We start from the raw sequence: 24309 nt of genomic DNA on the forward strand, positions 1-24309 counted from the left end.
ATCCTCTTTTAAAATTCAGCTGAGGTCTATGAAAAACGTATAAACCCCTAATTGCCTAAAAAGGAATGCTCAAGTTTGAGGACGCTATAGCGGGGTGCTTAAGGAACGACAATAAGAGTAAAGAGATGGTGTATAAATCATTCTATGGATATTTAATGGGCGTAACTTTACGGTATGTTGAGGATAGGAATGATGCGGAAGAGCTTGTAAATGACAGTTTTATAAAGATATTTAAGAACATCTCCCAGTTTAGCGCACCTAAGTATAATGACCAGATGCAAAAAGCCTTTAAAGGCTGGATTGCCAAAATTTCTTCCCGTACGGCAATAGATTTTTTGAGGGGCAAAAGAACATTTCTATACGTTGATGACATGACTGAACTGCAGCAGCCCATTACCGAGCTGAATGCGGTTTCGCAGCTTAATGTGCAGGATATGATGAAGATGCTGAATAAATTACCGGAAACACACAAACTGGTTTTTAATATGTACGAAATTGAAGGCTTTTCGCATGAAGAGATTTCAAAAATGATGAATATCCCGGAAAGTTCCTGCAGGGTTTACCTGACAAGGGCAAAGAACAAGTTGAGAGAACTTTATAAAAACTCTTTGTTAAATGCATACGAACCGACAACACAAATCCGCAAAACATGAAACCGGAAGATGACGGGCTGATTGCCCATATAAGGGAAAGTTTGACGGAACACGAGGAGGCCTATAATCCTGGTGCATGGGAGCGCTTTGAAAAGAAAGAGCGTAAAGGGAAAGGTCTGCTTTGGCTAACAAGTTTAGCTGCGGCAGCAGTGGCCCTGATGATTGGTTTTGCTTTATTTTATACCAGCCATAAAACACTGCATAAAAACCCGGACCTGTATACTAAAATCAGTAAGCCGGTACAGGATACTATCGCTGTGTTGCCGGTCCCGGCAAAAGAAACAGCAGCTGCTCATGGCATAGCCGAAAGACTGAATACTGGAGTTGCACATAACCAGGCGGTAACTAAACAACGCAGCAACAATAACATCAGCAGCAGTCCTTTAATTGTGAATACACAACAGCCTGTGGCACCGATTAGCGCTGTAAGCCCCGTAAAAGAGCCGGCCGTTCAGGAGCCTAAAACAAGTACAGCACCTGTTGCGGTGACTATTGAGAAAAAAGAGGTTATTGTAACTGCTGCAGATTCGGGAGTTGTGGCTAAAACCCAGGAAAAGACAAATAAGCCACTTAGTTTTCAGGAGTTTCTGAACGCAGAAGTAAAGACCAACCCGCAGGTTGCCCAAACAAAATCGGTCGCCAAAAAGAGCGATAAATGGGAAATGGGAGTTGTTGTGGCCCCGTCTATAGGCAACGGTAAAAAACTGAACATGGGTTATGGTGTAAGCATGGCTTATGCATTGTCCAATAAAGTATCTATCAGTTCTGGAATTTCTTACAGTGAAATGGGCGCATCTAAAGACCTCACAAATAATGGTGAAAGAGCATTTAACAGTCCCGGTCCGGCCTCGGCAATGGTTAGGGAAACAAAAAGCCTGCAATCTGTTGATGCCAACCTGGTAGGACTGGATATCCCGATAGAGATCAAATATTACTTCAATAAAAAATTCTATACCAATGTCGGGCTCTCTGCCTTTGCCGTATTAAGCCAGAAACAAAGTAACAATTACCTGCAGGGGGTGGTAGAAAATGACCTGAGCAACCAATCGGGGTTTTCGGCTGTTTATACCACGAAAAGTGTTTCTGAGGCAGTTCCATCGGCTGAAGTGAGGAACGACAAATATCTCGGCTTTTACAACATCTCCTTTGGCTATAAGCAAAAAATATCCGACAAACGTGCTTTTGCTGTAGAACCCTTTCTGAAGCTGCCGGTAAAAGAATTTACAAAAGAAAACCTATACCTGCTGGGTACAGGTATAAGGTTAAAGTTTGATTTCTAATGGCGGGGGCCTTTCTTTTCCGGCATTAAGATAAATTCGGCCAGATTTTCGCCACCGGCATATTGCCGCGCAGCAGTGCGGACACTTTCAGGGCTTACTTCACCAAGAAGCTTATTGTAGGACGGTTCTGTTTCGGGTTTATCCCTGTTCATGTACTGGTTTCTCAGGTAATATACCCACCAGGTATTGCTTTCCACCTGCGTTTCGCGCATGCGCAGTTGCGCTGCCATAAACTTCTGTATTTCTGCCGGTTCGGGCCCTTCTCTTTTTAAGCGCTCCACTTCTTCTTTGCTGGCCTCAATTAAATGCTGTACATTTTCGGGGGCACAGTTAAAGCTGATGGTGATGCTGTATCTTTGAACGGGGATATTGCCATAACCCACATTTACAGATGGGGTATATACACCGCTTTCTTTTGCCCTTAAACGGTTCAGGATCCTGTAATTGATCATTTCCTTTAAGGCTTCCAACTGAATGTTGTTCAGGTCATTGTAGGTATAAGTGCCGCTATATACCAGCTGCACCCTGCTTTTTGCTTCGATACCCTTATAAACGGTTTTGCTTACCTGGCCCCTGGGCGTGCCAAAGCCAGCGTCTTTGTAGTGCTCTTTTCTGTGGATGGCCGGCAGGTTTCCCAGGTATTTTTTGATCAGGGGAATGGCCTTTGCCGTATCTATCGCCCCCACCAGTATAAAAGTAAAATCACTGGCATCAGCAAAACGATCCTGATAGAAACGATAAGCCTGGTCTATCGATGTACCATCCAGGTTTCCCGCTGTTTTTCTGGGGTTATAGCTGTTTAAAACAGCTGTAACGGTATCCTGAAAAACCAGGTTAGGACTTGCACTTCGGTTGGCCATACTGGCTTCCTGTTGTGAAATGATGGCCAACCAGGCCTCAGGATCTTTGCGGGGCTGTGTAAAATACAGGTATATCAATTGCAGTGCTGTTTCCAGTTCAGCCGGCGAGGCACTTCCACTCAGACCTTCTGTAAAGTCGCTGATGGAGGCCGAAAGATTTACCGAACGGCCGCTCAGCATTTTATTCAGCTGTGCCCGTGTCAGCTTGCCCAGGCCACTCCGGTTTACCAGTAATGCTGCCAGCGCGGCTGAATGATATATAGAATCTGCGGCAATAGATGTACCGCCATAACTGTATCCATTGATGATGATCTGGTCATTTTTAAAACGTGTCGGTTTGAGTATTACCCGGGCACCATTGCCTAAAATGAGTTCGGAAACCCCGGTGCCGACATTGGTTTTTGCCGCACTTATAACACCGCCCTCCGGTAGGTTGTCCAGCAGTTTTGATGGAACGGCCTCGCTCCGGTAGGGCTGCAGGTTCCTGCCGGAATCACTGATCCAGGAAAGCAGTTTTTTTTGATCAGGAAGCAGGGCTTTGTCCTTTTCCGGCGCTTCTATAATAATTACCCGGTTCTCTGTGCTGTTCAAAGCGCGGATCAGTTTATCCAGTTGCTCAAGCTTAATCTTAGCGAGGTTATTTTTCAGGAAATGATACTCATAATCGATGCCGGGAATGGCTTCTCCCTTTGTAAAGTGATTCAGGTATTCGGTCACATAAGCGGCAGAACTGTTCTTGTCGCGTTCTTTCCATTGTCTTTCTATGGTATTGAAAAGCGATTTCTTTGCACTTTCCAGTTCAGCCTGGGTAAACCCGAATTGCCTGGCCTGTTCATTAACCGCAAGTATTTTTTTTGCTGCCTGTTCCAACTGTCCCGGCTTGGCGGTTACCGCAATTGTAAAGGCATCAATATCAGCCAGAAAGCGGCCATAACCAATAGAGCCGATCAGCAAGGGAGCATTGGCCTGCTGTCTCAGTTCAGCAACACGGCTACCCAACATCCGGTTCAGCAGGCTCCGGCTTAATGATTCTATCAAATCGGCACTGGTTCTGACCGCTTTACCCTGGTGCCGTACAATGATCTGCATCCTGGTACTGGTCTGCTCGGGGTCTGTAATGATTTTTATTTGTGTGCCTTTATCAGGGGGAATGGAATAGTTTATTCTTTTCCTGCTGTGCATCGGATTTTTTAAAGTGCTGAAATTTTCCCTGATCAGCCTTTCTACCAGCTTCGGGTCAAAATCACCAACGGCAATAACGGCCTGAAGGTCGGGCCGGTACCAGTCCTTATAAAACCTTTTGATCACATCAGGTTTAAAGGTTTTTAACAGCTCATCTTTGCCAATTGGCATGCGACTGGCGTACCTGGAGTTGTTCAGCAAGGCAGGTATTACCTGTTTCTGAATGCGTTCTGCCACATTTTTGCCCCTTGAGCGTTCTTCTTCTAAAATGATCCCGCGCTCCCTGTTTATTGCCCCCTCTTCAAAAGTAACCAGTCCTGCCCAGTTGGCCATCATGCTGAAGCTCTTTTTAAAAACGGCCATACTATCTGTTGGCAAAGGGAGCTTGTATATCGTTTCATTAAAAGAAGTAGAAGCGTTTACATCCGCACCAAACTTTACCCCGGCCTTTTGGAGGTAATTGACCAGTTCATTTTTAGGGAAATCCCTTGTACCGTTAAAAGCCATATGTTCTGTAAAGTGGGCAAGGCCCAGCTGGTCATCATCTTCCATTAAGGAACCGACATGTGTAACCAGGTACAGGACAGCCCGTTTTGCCGGTTCGCTGTTTTTACGAATGTAATAAGTAAGCCCATTGGGCAGCTTCCCGATTTTAACTGCCGTATCTACCGGCAACAATCCGGCCTTAGCGGTGGTTTTTGTTGTATGCTGTGCCATTAACGGTACAGCATACAATAGCATTACAGTAAAAAATAAAAAATGATTCTTCATGCCAGGTGGTTAATTGTTTTTCATTCCCGGATTGGCATTGATCACGCTTTGAGGAAAACGAATGGCAAACCTTTCAGGTTTTAAAGTATAGGTAGTTACCGCCCCTGTTGCCGATACATATTTGTGGGTATAAGGCATTTTGCCGGCAAATAAAGGATCTTTATACAGACGGCGCATGTCAAACCAGCGATAACCCTGCATAGAAAGCTCCCGTGTCCGCTCGTCTATGATAAAGCGGATCAGCGCATCTTTATCGGTAATGCTTACGGTAGCGCTGGTTGCAGGCATCCTTTTCTTTCTCAGGGCCTCCAGGTCGGTTACAGCTCCGCCGATGTCGCCCGTACGGGCTTTACATTCTGCACTCAGCAGGTACATTTCGGCTAAGCGAACACCATATTGTGTGTTGTAAAAACCGATGGCCCGCATCGGGGCCGGGGCTCCGGGAGGATTTGGTGATAAGATGGTCCCGCCTCCGTAAGGTTGGCTGGAGAACAGCTTAAGGCGGGTATCATTTGCGGTATACAAAGCCACAACCTCGGGCGCCAGCAAAATGTCGGCCCCGTTTAACGACCAGCTATTGTTAAAGCCCCGGTCCAGCAAAGTCTCTTCGTGCAGGTCTCCAGAAGGTACACCTGATAAATAAGCTTTAGGGGTGGTGGTCACATTATAGCCCCAGGTACCACCTGTAGCCAGGGTTACATTGTAATCATATAATTTAACCACAAAATTAGTGGGCAGGTGCGTAAATGCATTGCTGATCTGGGTAAGGCCCTCCGTATAGCGGCCCATAAATACATATACTTTAGCCAATATGGCCTCTGCTGCGGCTTTGGACATCCGTACGCGGGCCGCAGATTGGGGGGGCAAGCCAGCAATGGCCTTTTTAAGGTCGTCAATAATAAAATCATATACTTCGGCTACCGAAGCCCGGGTAAATTTTGTTTCTGCCACATCTGCGGCAGTAATGATCGGATAGCCCGGATCTGTTTTAGAGGTTGTTTCATTGTAAGGTAGACCAAAATAATTGATCAGCATGAAATATGACCAGGCGCGGTTGGCATAGGCTTCGGCCTGCAGTTCTGCCTTTTGCTGCTGAGAACCGCCTTCAGAATCCATCACCTCATTGATCACTTTGTTGTAAATATAGATCTTGGGCATCAGCAGGCTCATCTCTGTGGCATTGTCTTCCGGTTCATACACCTCATCTTCCCAGCGGAAAAAGCGCTGCGTTCTCAGTGTGGCCTTGGCATAAAGCGGATCGGCAACAATGGCATCGTCGCCCATAATTACTGCAGAAGTTGGAAGGCCGATGCGGATCGCGCCCCAGTTAAACATCAGGTCATATTCAGCGGTTTTTGAAGCAATCAGTTTTCCCTTCGGATTAACGTTCAGAAAGTCTTTTTTGCAGGCATTTAAAGCAGTCAGCACGAACAGCACAACAGCTATTTTGGTTATAAATGATCTCTTTTTCATAATCGTTCGTTTAAAAAGTTACGTGAGCGCCCAGGGTAAAGGTTTTTTGGTTGGCGGGCATGTTCCTGGTACCCGATGCCGCACTTTGAAATTCAGGGTCTATGCCATAATCATTGGCTTTCCACAATAGGATGTTGGAAACCTGGAAACGGAAACTGATGCTTTCTGCCCTGATGCTGTTCAGCAGGGCCTTTGGCAATTGATAAGCTAAAGTAATGTCCCTCAGTTTGATATACGAGGCATCAACTACATTTTTATCTGCCAGGTAGTAGTAGTTCAGCTCGCGGGTGTCGGTTTTTGAACCCACATAGGCCGGGATATCTGTAAAGGCCTCATCACCTGAAGCTTTCCAGCGGTTTGCGAAATCAGAATGAACATTTCCGGTAGTGAATGAGCCTACATCAGGCACCAGCCTCCCGCCTGAATAAAAGCGGTTGACATCTCTGCGCATCACAAAACCAAGGTTATAAACGGCATTGAACTGCAGTCCGAAATCCCTGTACTTTAAACTGTTGCTAAAACCCCCGGCCCATTTAGGCTGAAAGCTGCCCATATAAACGATATCGTCTGGTGTGGCCACATTTTTGGCTGTACTTACGGTACCATCATTTAACCTTACCTGCGGCGCACCGGTATTGTCGAGCCCCGCGTATTGATAAGCGAATACGGCATAAGCAGAATATCCCTTAATAAAACGTTGTTCTACTTTCCCGCTGCCGGTAGTAATGGCGGTTTTACTGTAAAGGTCGGTCACTTCATTTTTGTTATAGCCCAGGGTCAGTAAGGTTCTCCAGCTAAAATCCCTGGTATTGATGTTTAAAGAACTGAGGTTCAGTTCAACCCCCCTGTTTTTTAGGGCGCCCTGATTTCCTTCTATGGTAGCAAAACCGGTAAAAGGGTTCACCTGCAGTTCGCCGATCAGGTTCTCTGTTTTTTTGCTGTAAACATCAACAGAGCCGTTCAGGCGTTTAAGTATGGAAAAGTCGAGCCCAAAATTGAGTGTTTTTGTCGATTCCCAGGATAAGCTCTGATTGCCAGGGGTAGACAGGACCAGCCCTTTACCCCCGGGGAAAATGGCATTGGCCTGTGCGGCAAAAATATCATAAGAAGCCGCACTACCTGGTATAGGGGCATTACCGGTAATGCCGTAAGTACTACGCAGGTTAAGGCGGTCTACCCATTTAACCTGATCCATAAAGCCTTCGTTGCTCAACAGCCAGCCCGCGCCTACACTCCATACCGGCCTGTTCTGGGCCGATTGGTCCTTCCCGAAGAGGTTAGATTCATCAATGCGCCAGCTGCCATTTAAAGTATACCTGTTGTTAAAGGTATAGCCAAGGTTGGCATAGTAAGAAAGGAAACGGACATCAGCTTCATTGGCCGAAAAATTCCTGATGTCCAGTTTATTGGCACCAGACCCTCTTGGTAAAACTCCGGTAACACCTGTTACGGCAAGCATTTTATAATCCACCTGGCCTGAAGTCAGTAATTGTTCGTCATAACCCCTTACAATGCTGCCATTGCCGGTGTTGAATGTTTTGCGGATTTCCTGCCCAAATAAAGCAGTGATCTGGTGTTTCTGGTTATCAAAAGAATGGTCAAAGACCAATTGGTTCCTAACATTCCAGTTTTCCTGCAGGTTGTTGGTCACTTCATAAATGGCCCCTGTTTCGGGCAGGTAATAAGTAGGTTTGGTTGCCGGGGCAACAGCCGCTACAGTAAACTGAGCCAGCTCACGTCTGAAGGTAAAGCTGTCGTCGCCATCATAGCTCCTGGTTTTGGTATTGCCTTTGACCAGGCCATACACGCCCTGGAACTTCAGGCCCTTAATCAGGTTTACATCTAAACCGGTGTTTATCCGCGCCAGCATGCTGTTGGAGTTGTTGTACCCGCGGTTTATTTCATCCAGCGGGCTGTAATTCAGGTCAATCAGACTTTTGCTTTCGAAAGTTGCCCTGTCTGCATCTGGCAGATATAGCCAGGGCATAGAAATGTTGCTGCCGTTCTGGTCCTGGAACAATGCATAAGGAAGGAACATATTGTTTGGGCGGATATTGCGTTTTGCCTGTGCCGTAGTATTGGTCAGGTCGGTGATGAGGTACAACTGGATCCTGTCCGAGAACTTAAAGTCCTGCCGTAAATTGATTTTATAAGTATTATTGCTGGCCCCCGGACTGCTATTGAGTGTTCCGGTATAAGCTGCCGAGCCGTAAAAGTTATACTTCTCCGTTCCTCCGCTTAAAGAAAGCGTGTGGTTGGTGAGTAAAGCGTTGCGGTACAACAGCTCGTTGATCTGTTTCTGATTGCTGGTATTTGCCAGATCGGTCAATTGCTGTTCATAAGCGGCTACCTGCTGCGGGCTAAGCGTTTTATCTGCAAGTTTATATAAGAGTTCTTCATGCGCAGGAACAGGTTTCCAGGTAGTAGGACTAAACTTTGTAACCGAAGCGTAAGTGTTCAGTACAGGATCAAAAATGTCTCGCGCAGCCTGTATAAACTGACTGCTGTTCAAGGCCGGCAGGTAATCGGTTTCAGGCCTGCCCTGAAAATTCACAAAACCGTCGTAGTCTATCCTGATCCTGCCGGTATTGCTCCCTTTTTTGGTGGTAATGACAATTACACCATTGGCGGCGTTAGAGCCCCATATAGAGGCCGCAGTGGCATCTTTTAGTACAGTAATGTCGGCCACGTCATTTGGGTTAATGGAGTTTACATTGGCGCCGTCCAGCACAATCCCGTCTACTACAAAAAGCGGCGAAGCTGTAGCATTGATAGAGGTAAGGCCCCTGATCAGTAAGGTCTCGGTGCCGGGGGCATTGTTAACTGTAAGTCCGGGTACCAGTCCGTCTAAACGCTGGGCAATGTTCATACTTGATGAACGGCTGTTCATGATATCCAGGTCTGGTTTGGCAAAAGACCCGGCACTCCGCTCCCGGGAGATGCGCTGGTAACCTGTCGATACCACCTCCACGTCTTTTAGCTGCGAAACGTCAGGTTTCATGTTTACATTTAAAATGCCCCCTGAATTGGGCGAAAGTTCTGCTACCTGATAGCCAACGAAAGTAAACAGCAGCAGATCTTCCCTGTCGGCCGCAATTACATAATTCCCCGAATTGTCTGAACTGGCCCGGCTTGTTTTATCCTTTACCGTAATGTTGACCCCTGGTAAAGGCAATCCGTTTTCATCAGTAACATTTCCTTTTATTATACCACGTACAGCAGTACCAAGTGTTATTCCGGCTGCGTTTTGGAATGATTTCTCATCTTTATTGATGATGGCATAGTGGTTGTCGCTTACGTAAAGAAACAACAGGTTGTTGGGATATAGAATGCCTTTTAATACCTCTTCTATAGACTGTCCATTTGTTTTTTCCAATGCGGCCGTGGTCGTTTTGCCACGCAGCACAGCCGGTTCGTAAACAAATTTGGTCTGGTATTTCTCTGTGATCTTTTTTAAGGCCTCTGCAACAGGCATTGCTTTATTCACCTGAGCATGCGCCTGGTTCAAATAGAGGACGGACAGTACAAGGCAAAATGCTTTAATAAGGCAGGTAATGGTTTTCTTCATCGTTTGGAGTTTAGTTTATTTATGTGATTTCTTATAATTGGTCTTATGGTGTTTTGCGCGGTTTAAACAAAATGGTGTCGCCTTGTTTCCTGATCTGTACGTTCAGGATATTTGCAATTACAAAAAGGGTATTGTCTTTATCGCCCATGGGTACCACCCCATCAATAACACGGTTATACAAAGTGGTATCCTCAAGAATGATCCTGCTGCCATACAAGTCTTCAAAATCCTTAATGATGCTGCCAACAGTTGTGTTTTCGGCAATTACTTTATGGTCCATCCAGGCGGTATAAACCTGGGGATTTGTTGTTGTTTTTACAGCTGTATTTGTGTTTTCATCAAAACGAAAAAGCTCAGCAGGATTCAAAATCGAAGGTTTTAAAGGGTTAATGGCAGATCCTTTTATGGCTACCCTACCCCTGATGAGGGCAACCAGTGTTGTTCCCCGCCTTTCTTTGATGTTAAACTCTGTTCCCAGCACCTGTACTGTCAGGTTTTTTGTATGTGCACTAAAGGGGCTTCCATGGCTTACCTTAAAATAGGCTTCCCCTTTTAAGAAAACTTCCCTGGTATTTTTCCAGTTATAAGCCCTCGGGTACCGGAGTTCTGTGTTGGCGTTTAGCAGGACCTGGCTCCCGTCGGGCAGAAAAACCTGCTGTGTTTTTCCGTAAGGTGTGCGCAGCGTAATGCTGGAATTGAAAAACCATAACGAAGCCGAGAGCAGCATCAGCGCCAGCACTGCTGCAGCCGAAAGAATGGCCATCTGTATTTTTCGCAGTTTATGCCGGTGCTCAGTTTCAATACTTCCGTTGATGTCTTCCCACAAACTTTCCATAAATACACTTCCGGGCTTTAGCCGTCGGGACGACAGGATCAACCGCAGCTGCAGTTCGGCAGCCTCATAGGCCTGCAGATTCGATGGGCCGGAACTTTTCCATTCTTTCCAGTAACTAAGATCACGTTCTTTATGATGCTTTATGGCATTTATAAAGGAAATATCATCCAGAAAATCAGCGGTTTTGTACGTGTCGTGTTTAGGGTTGATCATGTGATTACGTCTGTTCTTTTATACAAACCAGAAAGCCCGAAAAAACACCCCATGGTTTTGCATTTATTTTAAAAAAAGAAATTTATAAGGTTTAAAACCGTTCCCGGCCCATCAGCAACAGGAAAAGAAGGAGTGACAACGGAAGTTTCATAAGTTCACGCAAGGCCTCCAAAGCACGTGCAGATAATTTATATGCTCCTTTTACAGAGATGTTCATCATTTCAGCAATCTGGTTGTAATCCAGTTCTTCAAAATACCTCAGGTAAAGAATTTCCTTTTGTCTGGGGCTGATCTGGTTCAGCGCATCCAGCAATTGTATGGAAAGCAGATTAAGGTCTTCTTTCCGGATGTATGCCGACTCAAGGGTAAAATCAAGATGAAAAGCATCCGCCTCATTTAAACCGGTCAGCTGCATCCTGTTCTCTATGCCCTTTAATGTAAAAATAGTGTTGCGAAGCGCTGTGATAAGGTAATACTTGATGTTATTGGTTGTGCCAATGGATTTTCTGTTTTGCCAGAGCTTCACAAAAAGGTCATGGATGGCGTCCCTGGTCAGTTCTTCATCCTGCAGTATCCTCATCCCATATTCATACAAATTAGGGCTATAAGTGGTGTAAATGAAAGAAAATGCCTTTTTATCGCCATTTTTAAATAGCTGCCAGGTTACTGAATCATCTGTAAAAGGAAGTTCCATGATCGCCAAAATGCTTTAACATGAGCGCATTAATTTGGTGAAATTAGCAAAAAGCCCTAAGGTTTTAGCCCTTCAACAGCAAAATGTCAAAAGCCGGGCAGATTTGAGCGGTTACAGAATAATCCTGTAGCTTTACAAAAAAGATTGCCAATGGAGAAAATTTTCAATAAAAAGAATGGCCTGAACATCTTGTTTATCGCCATTTTTCTGGTACTTATTTTTGTTCCGGCAGCAAAAGCATTGATGATAAGGGGACTGATGGAAATCGGGCTTTTCAGGCCCGATGTAGCGCAAACCGAAGCGCCGCTGACTGCTGCTGTAAATGACCTTTCGGGTATCCGGTTTAAAGATGCTGCCGGTAAGGAAGTTGACCTGGGCAGTTTAAGAGGAAAAGTTGTTTTTATTAATTTCTGGGCTACCTGGTGCCCGCCCTGCCTGGCCGAAATGCCTGCGGTAAATAAACTGTACAGCCAGTTTAAGGAGGACAAGGGGGTGGTATTTATATTGGTGGATGCCGACAGTGATTTTGCAAAAGCACAACAATATATGGACAGAAAAGGCTATAAAATGCCAGTTTACAATGCGGCAAGCCCTATTCCTGAAGCCATTTTTAAAGGCTCACTGCCCACAACCCTGGTGTTTGATAAAAAGGGTCGTGTTGCTTATAATGAAGTGGGTGCAGCCAATTATGGAAGCGAAAAATTTATAGAATTCTTAAAAAAATTAAAAGCAAGTAACATTTAGGCGCTTAAACCCGTCTTATGTTAAAATAGGTTAAATCGTTACAGATCATTAAAAATTCTGTAATTTTATATACAGCTAACATCAATAAATGGGCCGCTAGACTAATGAAGGTTCATTTTGATAAAAAAACGGATACAGATGAAAACGAACTGGATTTTTGTATGGAGTTGTGCAGCGGCAATGGTTTATGGTACCGCAGGCTATGCACAAAAAACAGAACTGGTAAAGGATCAAAATCCAAGGTACCAGGAAAGCAGGGCCAAATACATTGAACTGGCCGATTCTTTGAACTGCGATCAGGGCACAACTGTTCAGCAGACTTATAAGGCTTACGACTGGTATGAGGCCCGGGAAGAGCGCAGAAAACTGAGGCGGGAACGGAACTATCAGCTGAACCTGAACAGTGGCTATTATTATGGCAGCCCATATTTTTATCCTTCTATAAGCTATGGCAACTATGGCTTTGGCAGGGGCTTTAATTATGGCGGATATCTGGGCTATAGCTGGGGTAACAGCAGGCCCTGGGGCAGATGGTAAAACAGCAAATAAAAACAATAAGATTCAATAATATGCAATTAAAAAGAACAATGACCATTGCGGCTATAGCCGTTTCCGGAATGATAATCAGCTCATGTTCGCGACAAGTTACCCGGGTAAACACAGACCAGGCCATTGATGTAAGCGGCAACTGGAACAATACCGATTCCAGGCTTGTGGCCGAAGAAATGACCCAGACAGTTTTAGGTGGCAAATGGTTATCTACCCATCTGGAAGAGAAGCAGGGCAAAAGACCGGTTGTAGTGGTTGGTGTGGTAAAAAATAAAAGCCATGAACATATCGATGCCGAAACCTTTGTTAAAGACGTAGAGCAGGCTTTTATTAAAAGCGAACGTGTACGCCTGGTGCAGGGTGGCAAGAAAAGAGAGGAGCTGCGTGCCGAAAAAGCCGATCAGCAGGACAACGCCACAGTATCTACCATGAAAAAGTTTGGCCTGGAAAATGGTGCAGATTACATTTTACAAGGTTCCATAAATTCTATCGTAGATTCCCATAAGCGTAAAAAGGTGGTGTATTATCAGGTAAACCTGGAGCTTACAGATATCCAGACCAATGAAGTGGTATGGATTGGGGATAAGAAAATAGCTAAATACGTTAAAAATTAGTTAGGGGTACCCGGCTAAATACCATAATGATAAATATCCGCAGGAACATTTTTAAAGCATCATTCTTTTTAGGACTGGTGCTTTTTCTTTCCGGCTGTGCCAGCTATAACGACATGATCGCCTCTTATTACAAGCAGATCGCTGCTGGTAATTATACGGAAGCGGTAAAAGAGCTGGATAAGAACAAACTGCTGCAAAAGCCACGCAACAAGCTTCTTTTTCTGATGGAAAAAGGGAAGGCGAGCCATCTTTCAGGCGATTACGAAAATAGCAACCGTTATTTTAATGAGGCCGATCAGCTCTTGGAGAACGGAATAGGCGGAGCTATGGATGCCGTAGTAGGCACACTGGTTAACCCCATGACGCAAAGCTACAAAGGCGAGGACTTTGAGAAGTTTATGATCCATTATTACAAGGCACTGAACTATGTGTACCTGGGGCTTAACGAAGACGCCATTGTAGAGGCCCGACGCATTACACTGCAATCGCAGGAGCAAGGCGATAAGTTCAATGATAAAGATAGCCGCTATTCCAAAGATGCCTTTTCATTGATGCTGCAGGGGCTGATCTATGAACAGGATGGTGATATAAACAATGCCTTTATTGCCTATAGAAATGCAGCAGAAGTTTACCTGAACAGTAAAGATCAGACTTATTACGGGGTGAAAATACCGGCTGAACTGAAACAGGATGTGTTAAGAATGGCCGACAGGAATGGATTTACTGCCGAATTGAGCCGTTTTGAAGCACTGTTTGGTATGAAGTACCAGGCAGAGCCCAAGCCGGAAGGTGGCGAACTGATCTTTTTCTGGGAAAACGGATTGGCCCCGGTTAAAAAACAGGAAGAGCTTTTCTTTTCACTGATCAAAGGCAGTAATGGCGACCTCTTCTTTACCAATCTTGGTGGAACGATCATTATCCCCTTTAACCATACGTACAGCAATAGTAATTTTAGCCTCAATGGGGTAGAAAGCCTTCGGGCAACGTATCCCAAATATCAGGCCCAGCCACCCCATTACAGTTCTGCAACACTGAGTAATGGAACACAGACTGTTTCATTTGAAAAGGCTGAAGACATCAACGAACTGGCTTTTAAGACCCTTGACCAGCGTTTTGTGAAGGAGATGGGCAAGGTGCTGACCCGCCTGGCTGTTAAAAAGAGTGCAGAATACGCCTTAAGGCAAAGCGCCAAAGGAAATGGTAAGGATGGGAAAGACAATTCTCTGCTGGAAGGCCTGGGCATTGGCATGCAGTTGTACAGCCTGCTTTCAGAAAAGGCCGACACAAGGAACTGGCAATCGCTTCCGGCCAACATCAGTTATACCCGTATTCCACTTAAAAAAGGTGAAAATACCCTGACCCTGGACTTAAAAGGCGCTGGTGGAAACAGTGATTCCAAAACGATAACCGTTAACGGTACAGGAAAACTTCAGTTCTATAATTATTCAACTTTACGCTGATTATTCCCAAATTTGCGTCAATTATTAACCTTACCAACATGCAACAACCTTTTGATATTGAAATCGGAACTACAGCTTATGCCGTGTTTCCGGAAGGCAACGATACTTACGTTATTTTTAAAGATGGCAAAGAATATGTAGAGATCCAGAAGGATACAGATGAGCAATGGCTAAAACTGGATCCTGAAACGGCATTGCCCTTATTTGAACTGGACGAAGAGATCAACGCCATAGGCCGTGCCATCACGGCTTACGTTCCGGAAGAAGAAGATGAAGAAGAGGATTAACCCGACCAGCTGTCTCGGTCTAAACTCCGGTAATGTATGGCTTCTGCAAGGTGCTCCAGCGTAATGACGTTGCTGGCTGCAAGGTCGGCAATGGTTCTGGCCACCTTTAAAATCCGGTCGTATGCCCTGGCCGATAAACCCAGCTTTTCCATTGCTTTTTTAATGAGTGTTTGCCCGGCATCGTCTATTTTGCAGATCTCCCTTACCATATTGGGGCTCATCTGTGCATTGTAATGCAGGTTGGACCGGCTGCTGAACCTGAGGTCCTGAACAGCCCTGGCCCTGATCACCCTTTCCCTGATGGCGGCACTTTTTTCCGCTTTTACGGCCGAAGTCAGTTCATTAAAATTTACCGGGGTAACCTCTACATGCAGGTCTATACGGTCTAACAGCGGCCCCGAAATTTTACTCAGGTACTTTTGTACCTGCCCGGGAGCACAGATACATTCTTTTTCAGGGTGGTTAAAAAAACCGCAGGGGCAGGGGTTCATTGAGGCGATGAGCATAAAGCTTGCCGGGTATTCCACACTCAATCTTGCCCTGGAAATGGTTACCCGGCGGTCTTCAAGTGGTTGCCGCATTACTTCAAGTACACTTCGCTTAAACTCGGGCAGCTCATCTAAGAAAAGGACACCATTATGGGCCAGAGAAATTTCTCCTGGCTGCGGATTGGCCCCGCCACCTACCAGGGCCATATCTGAAATGGTATGGTGCGGACTTCGGTAAGGCCTTTCTGTCATCAGCGCATCGGCTGCATTCAGCTTTCCGGCTACAGAATGTATTTTAGTGGTCTCCAGGGCTTCATGCAGGTTTAAGGGCGGCAAAATTGTAGGCAAACGTTTGGCCAGCATGGTTTTTCCGGCCCCGGGAGGGCCAATCAGGATCAGGTTATGCCCCCCGGCCGCGGCAATTTCCAGTGCCCGTTTGATGTTTTCCTGGCCCCTCACATCCGAAAAATCCTGTTCATAATTGTTGATGTGGTTTAAAAATTCGTCCCTGGTGTTCACCAGTACAGGGTGGGGCGCAAAGGAACCATTAAAAAAAGAAACAACTTCCATTAAATTGCACATCCCATAAACGGCAATGTCGCTTACAATGGCGGCCTCCCTCGAATTCTCCTTGGGCAATATAAAACCTTTAAATCCGGCAGACCGGGCTTGTATGGAAATGGGTAAAGCTCCTTTTATGGGCTGCAGGCCGCCGTCTAACGACAGTTCTCCCATGATGAAGTATTTGTCTACTTCCGGGATTTCCAATTGACCAGAAGCCGCTAAAATGGCGATCGCAATGGGCAGATCGTAGGCTGAACCTTCCTTGCGGATATCTGCAGGGGCAAGGTTGATGACAATCTTTTGCCGGGGCATTTTAAGCCCGGCCGACTGGATCGCACTTTCTATCCTTCTCAGGCTTTCTTTAATTGCATTGTCGGGCAGGCCCACAATGTGGTACCTGTTGCCGCCGCCTATACTTACCTCTATGGTAATGGTTAAGGCATCAACCCCAAAAACGGCACTGCCATAAGTTTTTATCAGCATAAAAAAATCGGTCTAAATCCACTACTGTGAATCTAGACCGATTTAACGATATGGTGGTCAAAAATCCTGAAATTATTTTCAGACAAGCCTACATTCTGCCCTGAGGCATTTTAGGCATGTTTTTCATCATCCTTGCTGCGGCAGCGGGATTAGAGAACTGCTTCATCACTTTACGCATGTCCTCAAACTGTTTGATCAGCTTGGTCACTTCCTCTATTTTATTGCCCGATCCTTTGGCAATGCGCAGACGTCTGCTTTGCTGGATACTATCGGGGTTTTCACGCTCGTATTTGGTCATCGACTGGATAATGGCCTCTACATTTTTAAAGGCATCATCTTCAATGTCCACATTTTTCATCATCTTCCCTACACCAGGTATCATGCCCATCAGGTCTTTCATGTTACCCATTTTTTTGATCTGCTGGATCTGGTTGTAAAAGTCGTTGAAGTCAAATTTGTTCTTACGGATCTTTTTCTGCAGTTCTGCGGCTTCTTTCTCGTCAAACTGCTGCTGGGCACGCTCAACAAGGGAAACCACGTCACCCATGCCTAAAATACGTGAGGCCATCCTTTCCGGATAGAACACATCAAGGGCTTCCATTTTTTCGCCTGTACCGATAAATTTGATCGGCTTGTTCACTACAGATTTAATGGAAAGGGCCGCACCACCACGGGTATCACCATCTAATTTGGTCAGTACCACCCCTGTAAAATCGAGCCTGTCGTTAAATGCTTTGGCTGTATTTACGGCATCCTGTCCGGTCATGGCATCTACAACAAAGAGGATCTCATGCGGTTTGGTACTTTCTTTTACAGCGGCAATCTCATCCATCATCTGCTCATCTATTGCTAAACGACCTGCAGTATCTATAATGATGACATTGTTTTGCTGTTTTTTACCCTCTGCAATCCCTTCCAGGGCAATCCCAACGGGATCTTTAGAGGCCGTGTTGGCATACACCGGAACACCGATCTGCTCGCCAAGGATCTGCAGCTGGTCTACCGCTGCAGGCCGGTATACGTCGCCTGCTACCAGTAAAGGTTTCTTGCCTTTGTTTTTCAGGAAGTTGGCCAGCTTACCGGTAAAAGTGGTTTTACCCGCACCGTTTAAACCGGCAATTAATATAATGGTTGGATTTGTTTTTAAATCAAGCTCCGTTACCTCACCACCCATTAAGGCTGCAAGCTCATCGTTCATGATCTTGGTCAGCAACTGGCCCGGCGAAACAGCCGTAAGTACATTGGCGCCCAAAGCTTTTTCTTTTACCTCATCGGTAAAGCTCTTGGCCGTTTTGTAATTTACGTCGGCGTCTAATAAAGCCTTACGGATCTCTTTCATGGTTTCAGCCACGTTGATCTCGGTAATGCTGCCTTGTCCTTTTAAAACTTTAAACGCACGGTCTAGCTTGTCCTGTAAATTTTCAAACATTTCTTTTAATGCTTAGTGTTCAATTTTTGTAGCTCCAAAGGTATTAATTTTGGAGGAAAAGATGGGGGAATAATAAAAAGTATTAGCGCGGGAAGATAAACATCACACCCAGGGCAAGTGTCTGGCTTCCCTGTATCTTGGTGTCGTTGTCCCTGTCAAACAAACCAACACCTGTAAGTGAAACATTCATCAGCCGGTTTAATTTAGAGGAAATAGAAACATCCAGGCGATGGTCTATGTTGACCAGCGCCCTGTCGTACGGGATAAACATCTGGTACCTGGATTTAAGCATGGTATTGGTGAAAATCTCTTTTTCAAAATTGCTCACAATCTGAAAAGCCAGCTCGTTCTTAAACTTTTTGTTGAAATCGACCCCATATTTTGTCTGACCTTTGGTCATGACCCCAGTACTGAAGTTTTTGGTATAATAAACGGCGGTATCCAGCACAAAAGTTTGTCGCGCGGTTCCAGTACCAATACGTGTAGAAAAGAATTTGTTGGGCTTGTACTCAAAACCGAATGATTCGGTGAGGTAGCCGGGGGCCATAAATTTAGAAATCAGGTATTTGTCTTCAGTTCCTTCTTTATCCTTGCCATAGGCAAAACCAGCATCAAATTGCGATTCAAAACTTACAGATCCAAAGAAATACCAGTTTTTAGACAATTGAATTGCCGCCTTATTGTCCCAGAAAATCCGGTCGCGTGTTTTCTTTTGCAACTGGTCTTTGTTCCTGATCTTCCCATATTCCAGGATCACCTCGCTTACATAGCTATAGCTTTCTTTGGAGTATTCAGCCTTGTAGTTTACCAGGCCGCCTATGGCCAGTGAGTTTACCCCGCCGCCTTTCCAGTTGTTGGAAAAAGTGGCCTGGTTTACATTGATGCCTACAGAAGTCCGGGTTTTCCAGTAGTTTACCCTTGCATCTATTACAATAGGAGTCAGTGGCACCGCTTTAAAAGGAATGGTACCGCTTCTTGAAGGCAGAGGACTCCGCTTTAATTTAATGTCAAGTCCTTTGGTATTGATCTGGATCGTGTCAATCTCCTGTGCTTGCAGGCTTGTCGTACCGATAAAAACTAAAAGTAAGTAGGCATAAAAAATCTTCATTCCTACAAAGAAAAACAAAAAAAATCAAACATACTTTATCCAGGCAAAAAACTTCCTTTTCTTCAGGTAAACAAGGTCATGCTCATGTGCATAGGCCTCTTTTTCAAAAAGGATATTAAAATAGGCCAGGTAGTGATTTTTAAAGCGGACAAGGTTAACCAGGTAATTCAGCAGGTATAACAGGTAAAAAGGCAGGATCAGTAACTCCAGCTGCTGCCTGAAATGGATGCGCTCGTGGTTTACCAGCACCGGGTCTGTTTTCATCCGTACATCTTTAATGATGATAAAGGGAAATATTGCCATCCCGTTTGCCGGGAGCCTGCTCCATATCAGAAACCAGGGTTTCAAAACTGCTCCACGTTTATTTTAGGCAATGCCGGTAGCCTGAAGGCCGAAGGATTGCGTTTATAGCTGGCATAACTGTTCCGCAGGTATACCACAAAGGCATAATCAGAAGCCGCTAAAACAAACTGATAGGAAGGCCGGTATTGCTGCATAAAATCTTCAGCTTCATAATCGCTGATCTGCAACACCCGTTTAACATAATCGGGTTTAAAACGGTAATCAATAATGGCCTCCTTATAGTCCCGTTCCAGTATTTTCTGCAAATGCCGGGCATTTTTCCCTTCACGGCTCAGCAGGTTATAAATGGCATCAATGCCAAGGCCTGCACCGCCCAGACCTAAATTGAGCAGATCTTTTGCTTTACCCTTGTCCAGTTTATACTTGTATTCCTTTAATGTTTTTTCATGACGTTCCCTGGGCGTGTATTTGTCGCCTATAATGGCCACCTCCTTTAAGGTAATCCCTAAAGATTTCAGCTGAAAATATACTGCTTTCTGTCCATTTAGCACAACTGTGTCCAGCGCATAACCCTGTAAAACAGCAAACAGCGTATCGCCGGGTTTCGCCTTAATACTGAACTCGCCTTTAGGGGTATTGTAAATCCCCTCATCATTGGCCGAATTGTAGATGTAAACTTTGGCCAGTCTCAGTTTGGAATCCTTGTCTACCACAAAGCCCTGCACAGTACCCTGCTGTGCAAATACCTTAAATGCCAAACCATAGAAAACGAGCAGGAGAATAAAAACCTTCATTTAATACAAAATTACAAGATAACGATAATGCCGTAATAATATTAACATTATTTAACTAAGACCAGCTTTTGTCCGATCTTAATCCCGGTATCTGTAAGGTTATTTAAGGTTTTAAGTTCATCAATGCTGATGTTGAACCTTTTAGAAATGCCATATAGCGTATCGCCCTGTTTAACAGTGTAGCTTGTGGGTTTAAATATTGGCGCAACATCAGGCCTGGCGGCCGAAGTGTCCTGTACTACAGGGGCTGATATCTTTAAGGTATCCGGTGTTTTGATCACTTGTTTTGACGGAGGGACCTCTACCGGTGTAAACTTCTTCTTCTCGTTAGGGATGTTGGCATTGATCTCTGTAAACACTTTATCTTCCCGCTTCAGCTTGTCCCTTTCCGATTCCGGCTGATCATACTGGTACAGCTGGTACTTATCGATCACATTGATGAGCATGTCGGGATACCTGGGATTTGTGGCGTAGCCAGCCTGCTTTAAGCCATAAGCCCAGTTTTTGTAATCGTTCTTGTCCAGCTCAAACAAAAAACTGTAGCGTTTTCTTTTCAAGAACTCCGAATGGTCTTTATACGATTCCCGGGCATCTTTATATACCCTGAAACAATCGTTTGCCTGGTCGTCATCCTTATAGTAAGCTTTGCCTTTCCATTCAGAGGTACACTTAATGCCAAAGTGGTTGTTGGCATACTTGGCCAGGCTGCTGTTGCCGCTTCCCGACTCGATAATGCCCTGTGCCAGGGTAATGCTGGCCGGAATGCCATATTTGTTCATTTCTTCTACGGCCACAGCTTTAAAGGCTTCAATATAATTTAGTGTGGTATAAGATTTAACATCGGGATTGGCTTTATTGGCTGCCTTTTCAATTTGCTTGTTGTTGCGGCTATACTTTTTAGTTTTACATGCGCTAAAAAAAACAAGGGTCAGTGCTAAGGCTAATAATCTGTTGTTCATTATAGTTTAAGTTTTTGTCCGGGTTTAATGGCCGGGCCTTTTAATCCGTTCTTTTTCATTAATGCTGCGGGCGTAGTGTGTCGCGCTTTGGCAATGTTGTGCAGGTTGTCGCCAGCCTTAACCGTATAGGTTTTTGCAGTGCTGCGCCTGTTGCGGCTGGTTACACGGACTTCCGGTGCTGCAGGTTCTGTATAATCTTCCGGCCTTTCGTCGTATTGATAAAGGTTGTTTTTTTTAATGATGCCAATGATCTGGGCAGCCCAGGTCCGGCTCCTCGCATACCCTCCGCGCTGTATCCCCCTGGCCCAGCTCTTGTAATCGTACTGGTCATATTTGTCAAACAAGGTCCTGAAAGCCATTCTGCTGGTCAGAAATTCTATAAAATGATCGTAAGATTCCAGTGCGCTGGGGTAATCTTTATAAGCAGAACGGATTTCATTGTTGCTGTTTGCCCCTTTTATTCCGAAATGGTTGTTCAGGTAACGGGCAATTTTACTGGTGCCGGCAGCCGATTCATGGATGGCAACCGCCAGGATCACACTTGCCGGAATTTTATATTCACGCATCAGGCCCTGTGCATGCTCTGCATAAGAATCGATGTAATCTTCTGTGGTCTGTGCCGCAGCACTAAAAGTAAGAATGGTAAAACATAGCCCGGTATACAGTAGTGTTTTAAACATAATTATTTTTTTCTGATGACAAATAACCCATCCCTGACCGGCAGGATCAGTTTTTCTATGCGGGTGTCTGCAGCAATTTTATCGTTAAATGTAGTGATATTTCTGGTGTCCTTATCGGGATTGCTGTTCAGTACTTTTCCACTCCACAATACATTATCAACAATGATCAGCCCCCCCGGCCTTACCTTGTCGAAGATCAGGTCGTAATACCTGCCGTTGTTCTTTTTATCCGCATCAATAAAAACCAGGTCAAATGTTTCGTCCAGATGGTTAACCGTTTCTGTGGCATCCCCCAGGATGTATTTTATTTTATCGTTATAGCCCGAGGCTTCAAAATTACGGCGTACCATTTCTTCCAGCTCCTCATTGATGTCCAAAGTATAAATGAGCCCGTTTGCTGTTAAACCTTCGGCCAGGCAAAGCGTGGCATAGCCGGTAAAAGTACCGATTTCCAGGATCCTGCCAGGATTGGTCAGTTTACTGAGCATGCTCAGTACGCGGCCCTGGTAATGCCCGGAGAGCATCCTCGGCATTAAAACCTTAAGGTTCGTTTCCCGGTCAATCTTTTGCAGTAAGTCGCTTTCCGGTTCACAATAACCGAGCAGCAGTTGCTGCATATCGTCGCTAATTAAACTCATATAATTTTCTTATAAACGGTGCTGTTCCATAAAATATTGCAGAATTATAGTTGCCGATATGGTGTCTACACGTTCTTTATTTTTTCTGTCCTGTTTTTTCAGGCCGCTTTGCATAATGGCCTGATGGGCAAGTTTTGAAGTAAAACGCTCATCTATCCAGTATTGCGGAATATCCGGAAAAGTTTTTTTCAAAGTTTTGGCAAAGCCTTTTACATGCTGGGCAGATTCGGAGGGTGTGCCGTCCATTTGTTTGGGGTCGCCAAAAACAAAGGCTTCTACCTGTTCTGCCAACAGGTATTTTTTCAGGTACTCCACAATGTCCTTAGGGTGTATGGTGTCCAGGCCTGTTGCAATAATCTGCAGGGGGTCTGTAACGGCTATCCCGATACGTTTGGTACCATAATCAAAAGCTAGGATTCTGGGCATGCTGGCAAAGATAATAAAACCTGGAGCAAATGGTTAGCCGGCCAGTACTTGTCAACTTTGGGGGCAGTACCACCCAAGTCTTAAAATTTTACTATTTTGCACCAAATGCAATTTAAAGAGATCACCGGTCAGGAAAACGTAAAGCAGCAATTGTTACAAACAGTTGCAGAGAACAGGATCAGTCATGCCCAGTTGTTTTTGTCGTGCGATGGCAGCGGGGCTTTGCCACTTGCTATCGCCTATGCACAGTACATCAATTGTTTAGACAAACAGGAAAACGACAGTTGCGGGCTTTGTTCATCCTGCCGTAAGTACGAAAGGTATATTCATCCCGATCTGCATTTTTCCTATCCTTTTTTTGCTTCCAAAGATGTAAAAACAGCAGTTGATGTGCTGGAAGAGTGGAGGAGCATGCTCCTGGCCGATGCTTATTTTGATATAGACATCTGGCGATCTAAATTAAATGCCGAGAACAAACAGGCCAATATCAACATTGCAGAATGTCATGATATCATAAAAAAATTAAGCTATAAAGCATTTGAGGCCCATACCAAGGTGCTCATTATGTGGCTGCCCGAATACCTGGATAAAGAAGGGAACGCCTTATTAAAAATTATTGAAGAACCGCCGCAAAACACACTGTTCATTTTGGTGGCCAATAACCAGGAACAAATCCTTTCTACTTTGCTGTCGCGCACACAGATTGTGAAAATACCAAAGCTTTCTCATGCTACCGTAGAAAACTATTTAATGGAAGCACATGGCTTACCCGAAAACCAGGCTACAGAATATAGCTTCCTGGCCGATGGAAACCTGATAGAGGCCAAATCGCTGGTAGCGAATATCCATAACGACAATGCAGATAAGTTTGCCGACTGGCTGCGGATGGGTTATGGCAACCGGGTGCTCGATCTGGCTGCTTTTACTGAGCAGGCCGCTGGCTGGGGAAGAGAAAACCAAAAGAATTTTTTAAAGTACGGCATCAGCTTTCTGAGGGAATGCAGCTTGTTGCTGACTGGGGCCGATGACCTGGTAAAACTGCCTTCAAGGGTACTTGAAACCGCGAAAAAGCTGGCTACCCATGTGCTCGACCTGAATATGGCGGATGCCATTATCTCGGAACTGGAGCAGGCGCATTATCACATTGAACGAAATGCAAATCCTAAAATTCTGTTTTTAGATGTATCTTTACAATTGGTAAAAATAATTAAGTTTAAAACGCTCCCGAAAGGGACTCAATATATATACAATTAA

Annotated in this window: 22 protein-coding genes; 8 read left to right on the forward strand and 14 right to left on the reverse strand. The window is 44.9% G+C overall.

Annotation, left to right across the window (positions count from 1 at the left end; genetic code table 11):
• The first annotated feature begins 65 nt into the window (after positions 1-65).
• On the forward strand, positions 66-653 hold the full coding sequence (locus tag PHEP_RS00270) for an RNA polymerase sigma factor (RefSeq protein WP_012780233.1): 588 nt from the start codon (positions 66-68) through the stop codon (positions 651-653).
• A complete protein-coding gene (locus PHEP_RS00275) occupies positions 650-1933 on the forward strand; it encodes an outer membrane beta-barrel protein (RefSeq protein ID WP_012780234.1) in 1284 nt (427 codons plus the stop codon). The genes PHEP_RS00270 and PHEP_RS00275 overlap by 4 nt, the downstream gene beginning before the upstream one ends.
• Here the strand turns inward: PHEP_RS00275 and PHEP_RS00280 are convergent.
• The 5 genes from PHEP_RS00280 to PHEP_RS00300 form a co-directional block, all read right to left on the reverse strand.
• Entirely contained in the window at positions 1930-4746 is a 2817-nt protein-coding gene (locus tag PHEP_RS00280) for a M16 family metallopeptidase (protein ID WP_012780235.1), read from the reverse strand. The two genes, PHEP_RS00275 and PHEP_RS00280, sit on opposite strands and share 4 nt — an antisense overlap.
• 9 nt (positions 4747-4755) lie before the next feature.
• A complete protein-coding gene (locus tag PHEP_RS00285; RefSeq protein WP_012780236.1) occupies positions 4756-6219 on the reverse strand; it encodes a RagB/SusD family nutrient uptake outer membrane protein in 1464 nt (487 codons plus the stop codon).
• A 10-nt stretch (positions 6220-6229) separates the two neighbouring features.
• Positions 6230-9787 carry a SusC/RagA family TonB-linked outer membrane protein gene (locus PHEP_RS00290; RefSeq protein WP_012780237.1) on the reverse strand — a complete coding sequence of 1186 codons (3558 nt, stop codon included), beginning with the start codon at positions 9785-9787 and terminating at the stop codon, positions 6230-6232.
• A gap of 43 nt (positions 9788-9830) precedes the next feature.
• The gene (locus tag PHEP_RS21390) at positions 9831-10835 is read right to left on the reverse strand and encodes a FecR family protein (RefSeq protein ID WP_012780238.1); all 1005 of its coding nucleotides are present in this window, start codon (positions 10833-10835) and stop codon (positions 9831-9833) included.
• Between the two features lie 91 nt (positions 10836-10926).
• Positions 10927-11529, reverse strand: coding sequence for an RNA polymerase sigma factor (locus PHEP_RS00300; RefSeq protein WP_012780239.1), 603 nt, complete (start codon positions 11527-11529; stop codon positions 10927-10929).
• A gap of 150 nt (positions 11530-11679) precedes the next feature.
• Between PHEP_RS00300 and PHEP_RS00305 the strand changes: the two genes are divergently transcribed.
• The 5 genes from PHEP_RS00305 (at position 11680) to PHEP_RS00325 (ending at position 15183) form a co-directional block, all read left to right on the forward strand.
• On the forward strand, positions 11680-12273 hold the full coding sequence (locus PHEP_RS00305) for a TlpA family protein disulfide reductase (protein ID WP_012780240.1): 594 nt from the start codon (positions 11680-11682) through the stop codon (positions 12271-12273).
• Between the two features lie 138 nt (positions 12274-12411).
• Positions 12412-12810 (forward strand): hypothetical protein, encoded by a 399-nt coding sequence (locus PHEP_RS00310; protein ID WP_012780241.1) that lies wholly within the window; start codon positions 12412-12414, stop codon positions 12808-12810.
• Positions 12811-12842: 32 nt separating this feature from the next.
• The gene (locus PHEP_RS00315; protein ID WP_036675359.1) at positions 12843-13436 is read left to right on the forward strand and encodes a penicillin-binding protein activator LpoB; all 594 of its coding nucleotides are present in this window, start codon (positions 12843-12845) and stop codon (positions 13434-13436) included.
• A gap of 26 nt (positions 13437-13462) precedes the next feature.
• Positions 13463-14896, forward strand: coding sequence for a COG3014 family protein (locus PHEP_RS00320; RefSeq protein ID WP_012780243.1), 1434 nt, complete (start codon positions 13463-13465; stop codon positions 14894-14896).
• A gap of 38 nt (positions 14897-14934) precedes the next feature.
• A complete protein-coding gene (locus PHEP_RS00325) occupies positions 14935-15183 on the forward strand; it encodes a hypothetical protein (RefSeq protein WP_012780244.1) in 249 nt (82 codons plus the stop codon).
• On the opposite strand, the gene PHEP_RS00330 is transcribed toward PHEP_RS00325, so the two are convergent.
• The 9 genes from PHEP_RS00330 to ruvX all read right to left on the reverse strand — a co-directional run bounded on the left by PHEP_RS00330 (position 15180) and on the right by ruvX (position 23055).
• On the reverse strand, positions 15180-16718 hold the full coding sequence (locus PHEP_RS00330) for a YifB family Mg chelatase-like AAA ATPase (protein WP_012780245.1): 1539 nt from the start codon (positions 16716-16718) through the stop codon (positions 15180-15182). The two genes, PHEP_RS00325 and PHEP_RS00330, sit on opposite strands and share 4 nt — an antisense overlap.
• 88 nt (positions 16719-16806) lie before the next feature.
• Positions 16807-18147 carry a signal recognition particle protein gene (gene ffh / locus PHEP_RS00335; RefSeq protein ID WP_012780246.1) on the reverse strand — a complete coding sequence of 447 codons (1341 nt, stop codon included), beginning with the start codon at positions 18145-18147 and terminating at the stop codon, positions 16807-16809.
• Between the two features lie 82 nt (positions 18148-18229).
• The gene (locus PHEP_RS00340) at positions 18230-19255 is read right to left on the reverse strand and encodes a DUF3078 domain-containing protein (protein WP_012780247.1); all 1026 of its coding nucleotides are present in this window, start codon (positions 19253-19255) and stop codon (positions 18230-18232) included.
• 24 nt (positions 19256-19279) lie between these two features.
• Positions 19280-19603, reverse strand: a complete 324-nt coding sequence (locus PHEP_RS00345; RefSeq protein ID WP_012780248.1) for a hypothetical protein — start codon at positions 19601-19603, stop codon at positions 19280-19282.
• A complete protein-coding gene (locus PHEP_RS00350) occupies positions 19600-20352 on the reverse strand; it encodes a hypothetical protein (RefSeq protein ID WP_012780249.1) in 753 nt (250 codons plus the stop codon). The genes PHEP_RS00345 and PHEP_RS00350 overlap by 4 nt, the downstream gene beginning before the upstream one ends.
• A gap of 47 nt (positions 20353-20399) precedes the next feature.
• Complete coding sequence (locus tag PHEP_RS00355; protein ID WP_012780250.1) at positions 20400-21311, reverse strand: glucosaminidase domain-containing protein; 912 nt, start codon at positions 21309-21311, stop codon at positions 20400-20402.
• Entirely contained in the window at positions 21311-21991 is a 681-nt protein-coding gene (locus PHEP_RS00360) for a glucosaminidase domain-containing protein (RefSeq protein WP_012780251.1), read from the reverse strand. The genes PHEP_RS00355 and PHEP_RS00360 overlap by 1 nt, the downstream gene beginning before the upstream one ends.
• Positions 21992-21993: 2 nt before the next feature.
• Complete coding sequence (locus PHEP_RS00365) at positions 21994-22629, reverse strand: O-methyltransferase (RefSeq protein ID WP_012780252.1); 636 nt, start codon at positions 22627-22629, stop codon at positions 21994-21996.
• A gap of 9 nt (positions 22630-22638) precedes the next feature.
• Positions 22639-23055 carry a Holliday junction resolvase RuvX gene (gene ruvX / locus PHEP_RS00370; protein ID WP_012780253.1) on the reverse strand — a complete coding sequence of 139 codons (417 nt, stop codon included), beginning with the start codon at positions 23053-23055 and terminating at the stop codon, positions 22639-22641.
• A 105-nt stretch (positions 23056-23160) separates the two neighbouring features.
• Between ruvX and PHEP_RS00375 the strand changes: the two genes are divergently transcribed.
• Complete coding sequence (locus PHEP_RS00375) at positions 23161-24309, forward strand: DNA polymerase III subunit (RefSeq protein WP_012780254.1); 1149 nt, start codon at positions 23161-23163, stop codon at positions 24307-24309.

Origin of the sequence: Pedobacter heparinus DSM 2366 (assembly GCF_000023825.1) — a bacterium.
Taxonomy (GTDB): Bacteria; Bacteroidota; Bacteroidia; order Sphingobacteriales; family Sphingobacteriaceae; genus Pedobacter; species Pedobacter heparinus.

Coding starts and splice junctions, on each gene's coding strand:
- PHEP_RS00270 (WP_012780233.1), top strand. CDS start 66: ATGCTCAAGTTTGAGGACGCTATAGCGGGGTGCTTAAGGAACGACAAT.
- PHEP_RS00275 (WP_012780234.1), top strand. CDS start 650: ATGAAACCGGAAGATGACGGGCTGATTGCCCATATAAGGGAAAGTTTG.
- PHEP_RS00280 (WP_012780235.1), bottom strand. CDS start 4,746: ATGAAGAATCATTTTTTATTTTTTACTGTAATGCTATTGTATGCTGTA.
- PHEP_RS00285 (WP_012780236.1), bottom strand. CDS start 6,219: ATGAAAAAGAGATCATTTATAACCAAAATAGCTGTTGTGCTGTTCGTG.
- PHEP_RS00290 (WP_012780237.1), bottom strand. CDS start 9,787: ATGAAGAAAACCATTACCTGCCTTATTAAAGCATTTTGCCTTGTACTG.
- PHEP_RS21390 (WP_012780238.1), bottom strand. CDS start 10,835: ATGATCAACCCTAAACACGACACGTACAAAACCGCTGATTTTCTGGAT.
- PHEP_RS00300 (WP_012780239.1), bottom strand. CDS start 11,529: ATGGAACTTCCTTTTACAGATGATTCAGTAACCTGGCAGCTATTTAAA.
- PHEP_RS00305 (WP_012780240.1), top strand. CDS start 11,680: ATGGAGAAAATTTTCAATAAAAAGAATGGCCTGAACATCTTGTTTATC.
- PHEP_RS00310 (WP_012780241.1), top strand. CDS start 12,412: ATGAAAACGAACTGGATTTTTGTATGGAGTTGTGCAGCGGCAATGGTT.
- PHEP_RS00315 (WP_036675359.1), top strand. CDS start 12,843: ATGCAATTAAAAAGAACAATGACCATTGCGGCTATAGCCGTTTCCGGA.
- PHEP_RS00320 (WP_012780243.1), top strand. CDS start 13,463: ATGATAAATATCCGCAGGAACATTTTTAAAGCATCATTCTTTTTAGGA.
- PHEP_RS00325 (WP_012780244.1), top strand. CDS start 14,935: ATGCAACAACCTTTTGATATTGAAATCGGAACTACAGCTTATGCCGTG.
- PHEP_RS00330 (WP_012780245.1), bottom strand. CDS start 16,718: ATGCTGATAAAAACTTATGGCAGTGCCGTTTTTGGGGTTGATGCCTTA.
- ffh (WP_012780246.1), bottom strand. CDS start 18,147: ATGTTTGAAAATTTACAGGACAAGCTAGACCGTGCGTTTAAAGTTTTA.
- PHEP_RS00340 (WP_012780247.1), bottom strand. CDS start 19,255: ATGAAGATTTTTTATGCCTACTTACTTTTAGTTTTTATCGGTACGACA.
- PHEP_RS00350 (WP_012780249.1), bottom strand. CDS start 20,352: ATGAAGGTTTTTATTCTCCTGCTCGTTTTCTATGGTTTGGCATTTAAG.
- PHEP_RS00355 (WP_012780250.1), bottom strand. CDS start 21,311: ATGAACAACAGATTATTAGCCTTAGCACTGACCCTTGTTTTTTTTAGC.
- PHEP_RS00360 (WP_012780251.1), bottom strand. CDS start 21,991: ATGTTTAAAACACTACTGTATACCGGGCTATGTTTTACCATTCTTACT.
- PHEP_RS00365 (WP_012780252.1), bottom strand. CDS start 22,629: ATGAGTTTAATTAGCGACGATATGCAGCAACTGCTGCTCGGTTATTGT.
- ruvX (WP_012780253.1), bottom strand. CDS start 23,055: ATGCCCAGAATCCTAGCTTTTGATTATGGTACCAAACGTATCGGGATA.
- PHEP_RS00375 (WP_012780254.1), top strand. CDS start 23,161: ATGCAATTTAAAGAGATCACCGGTCAGGAAAACGTAAAGCAGCAATTG.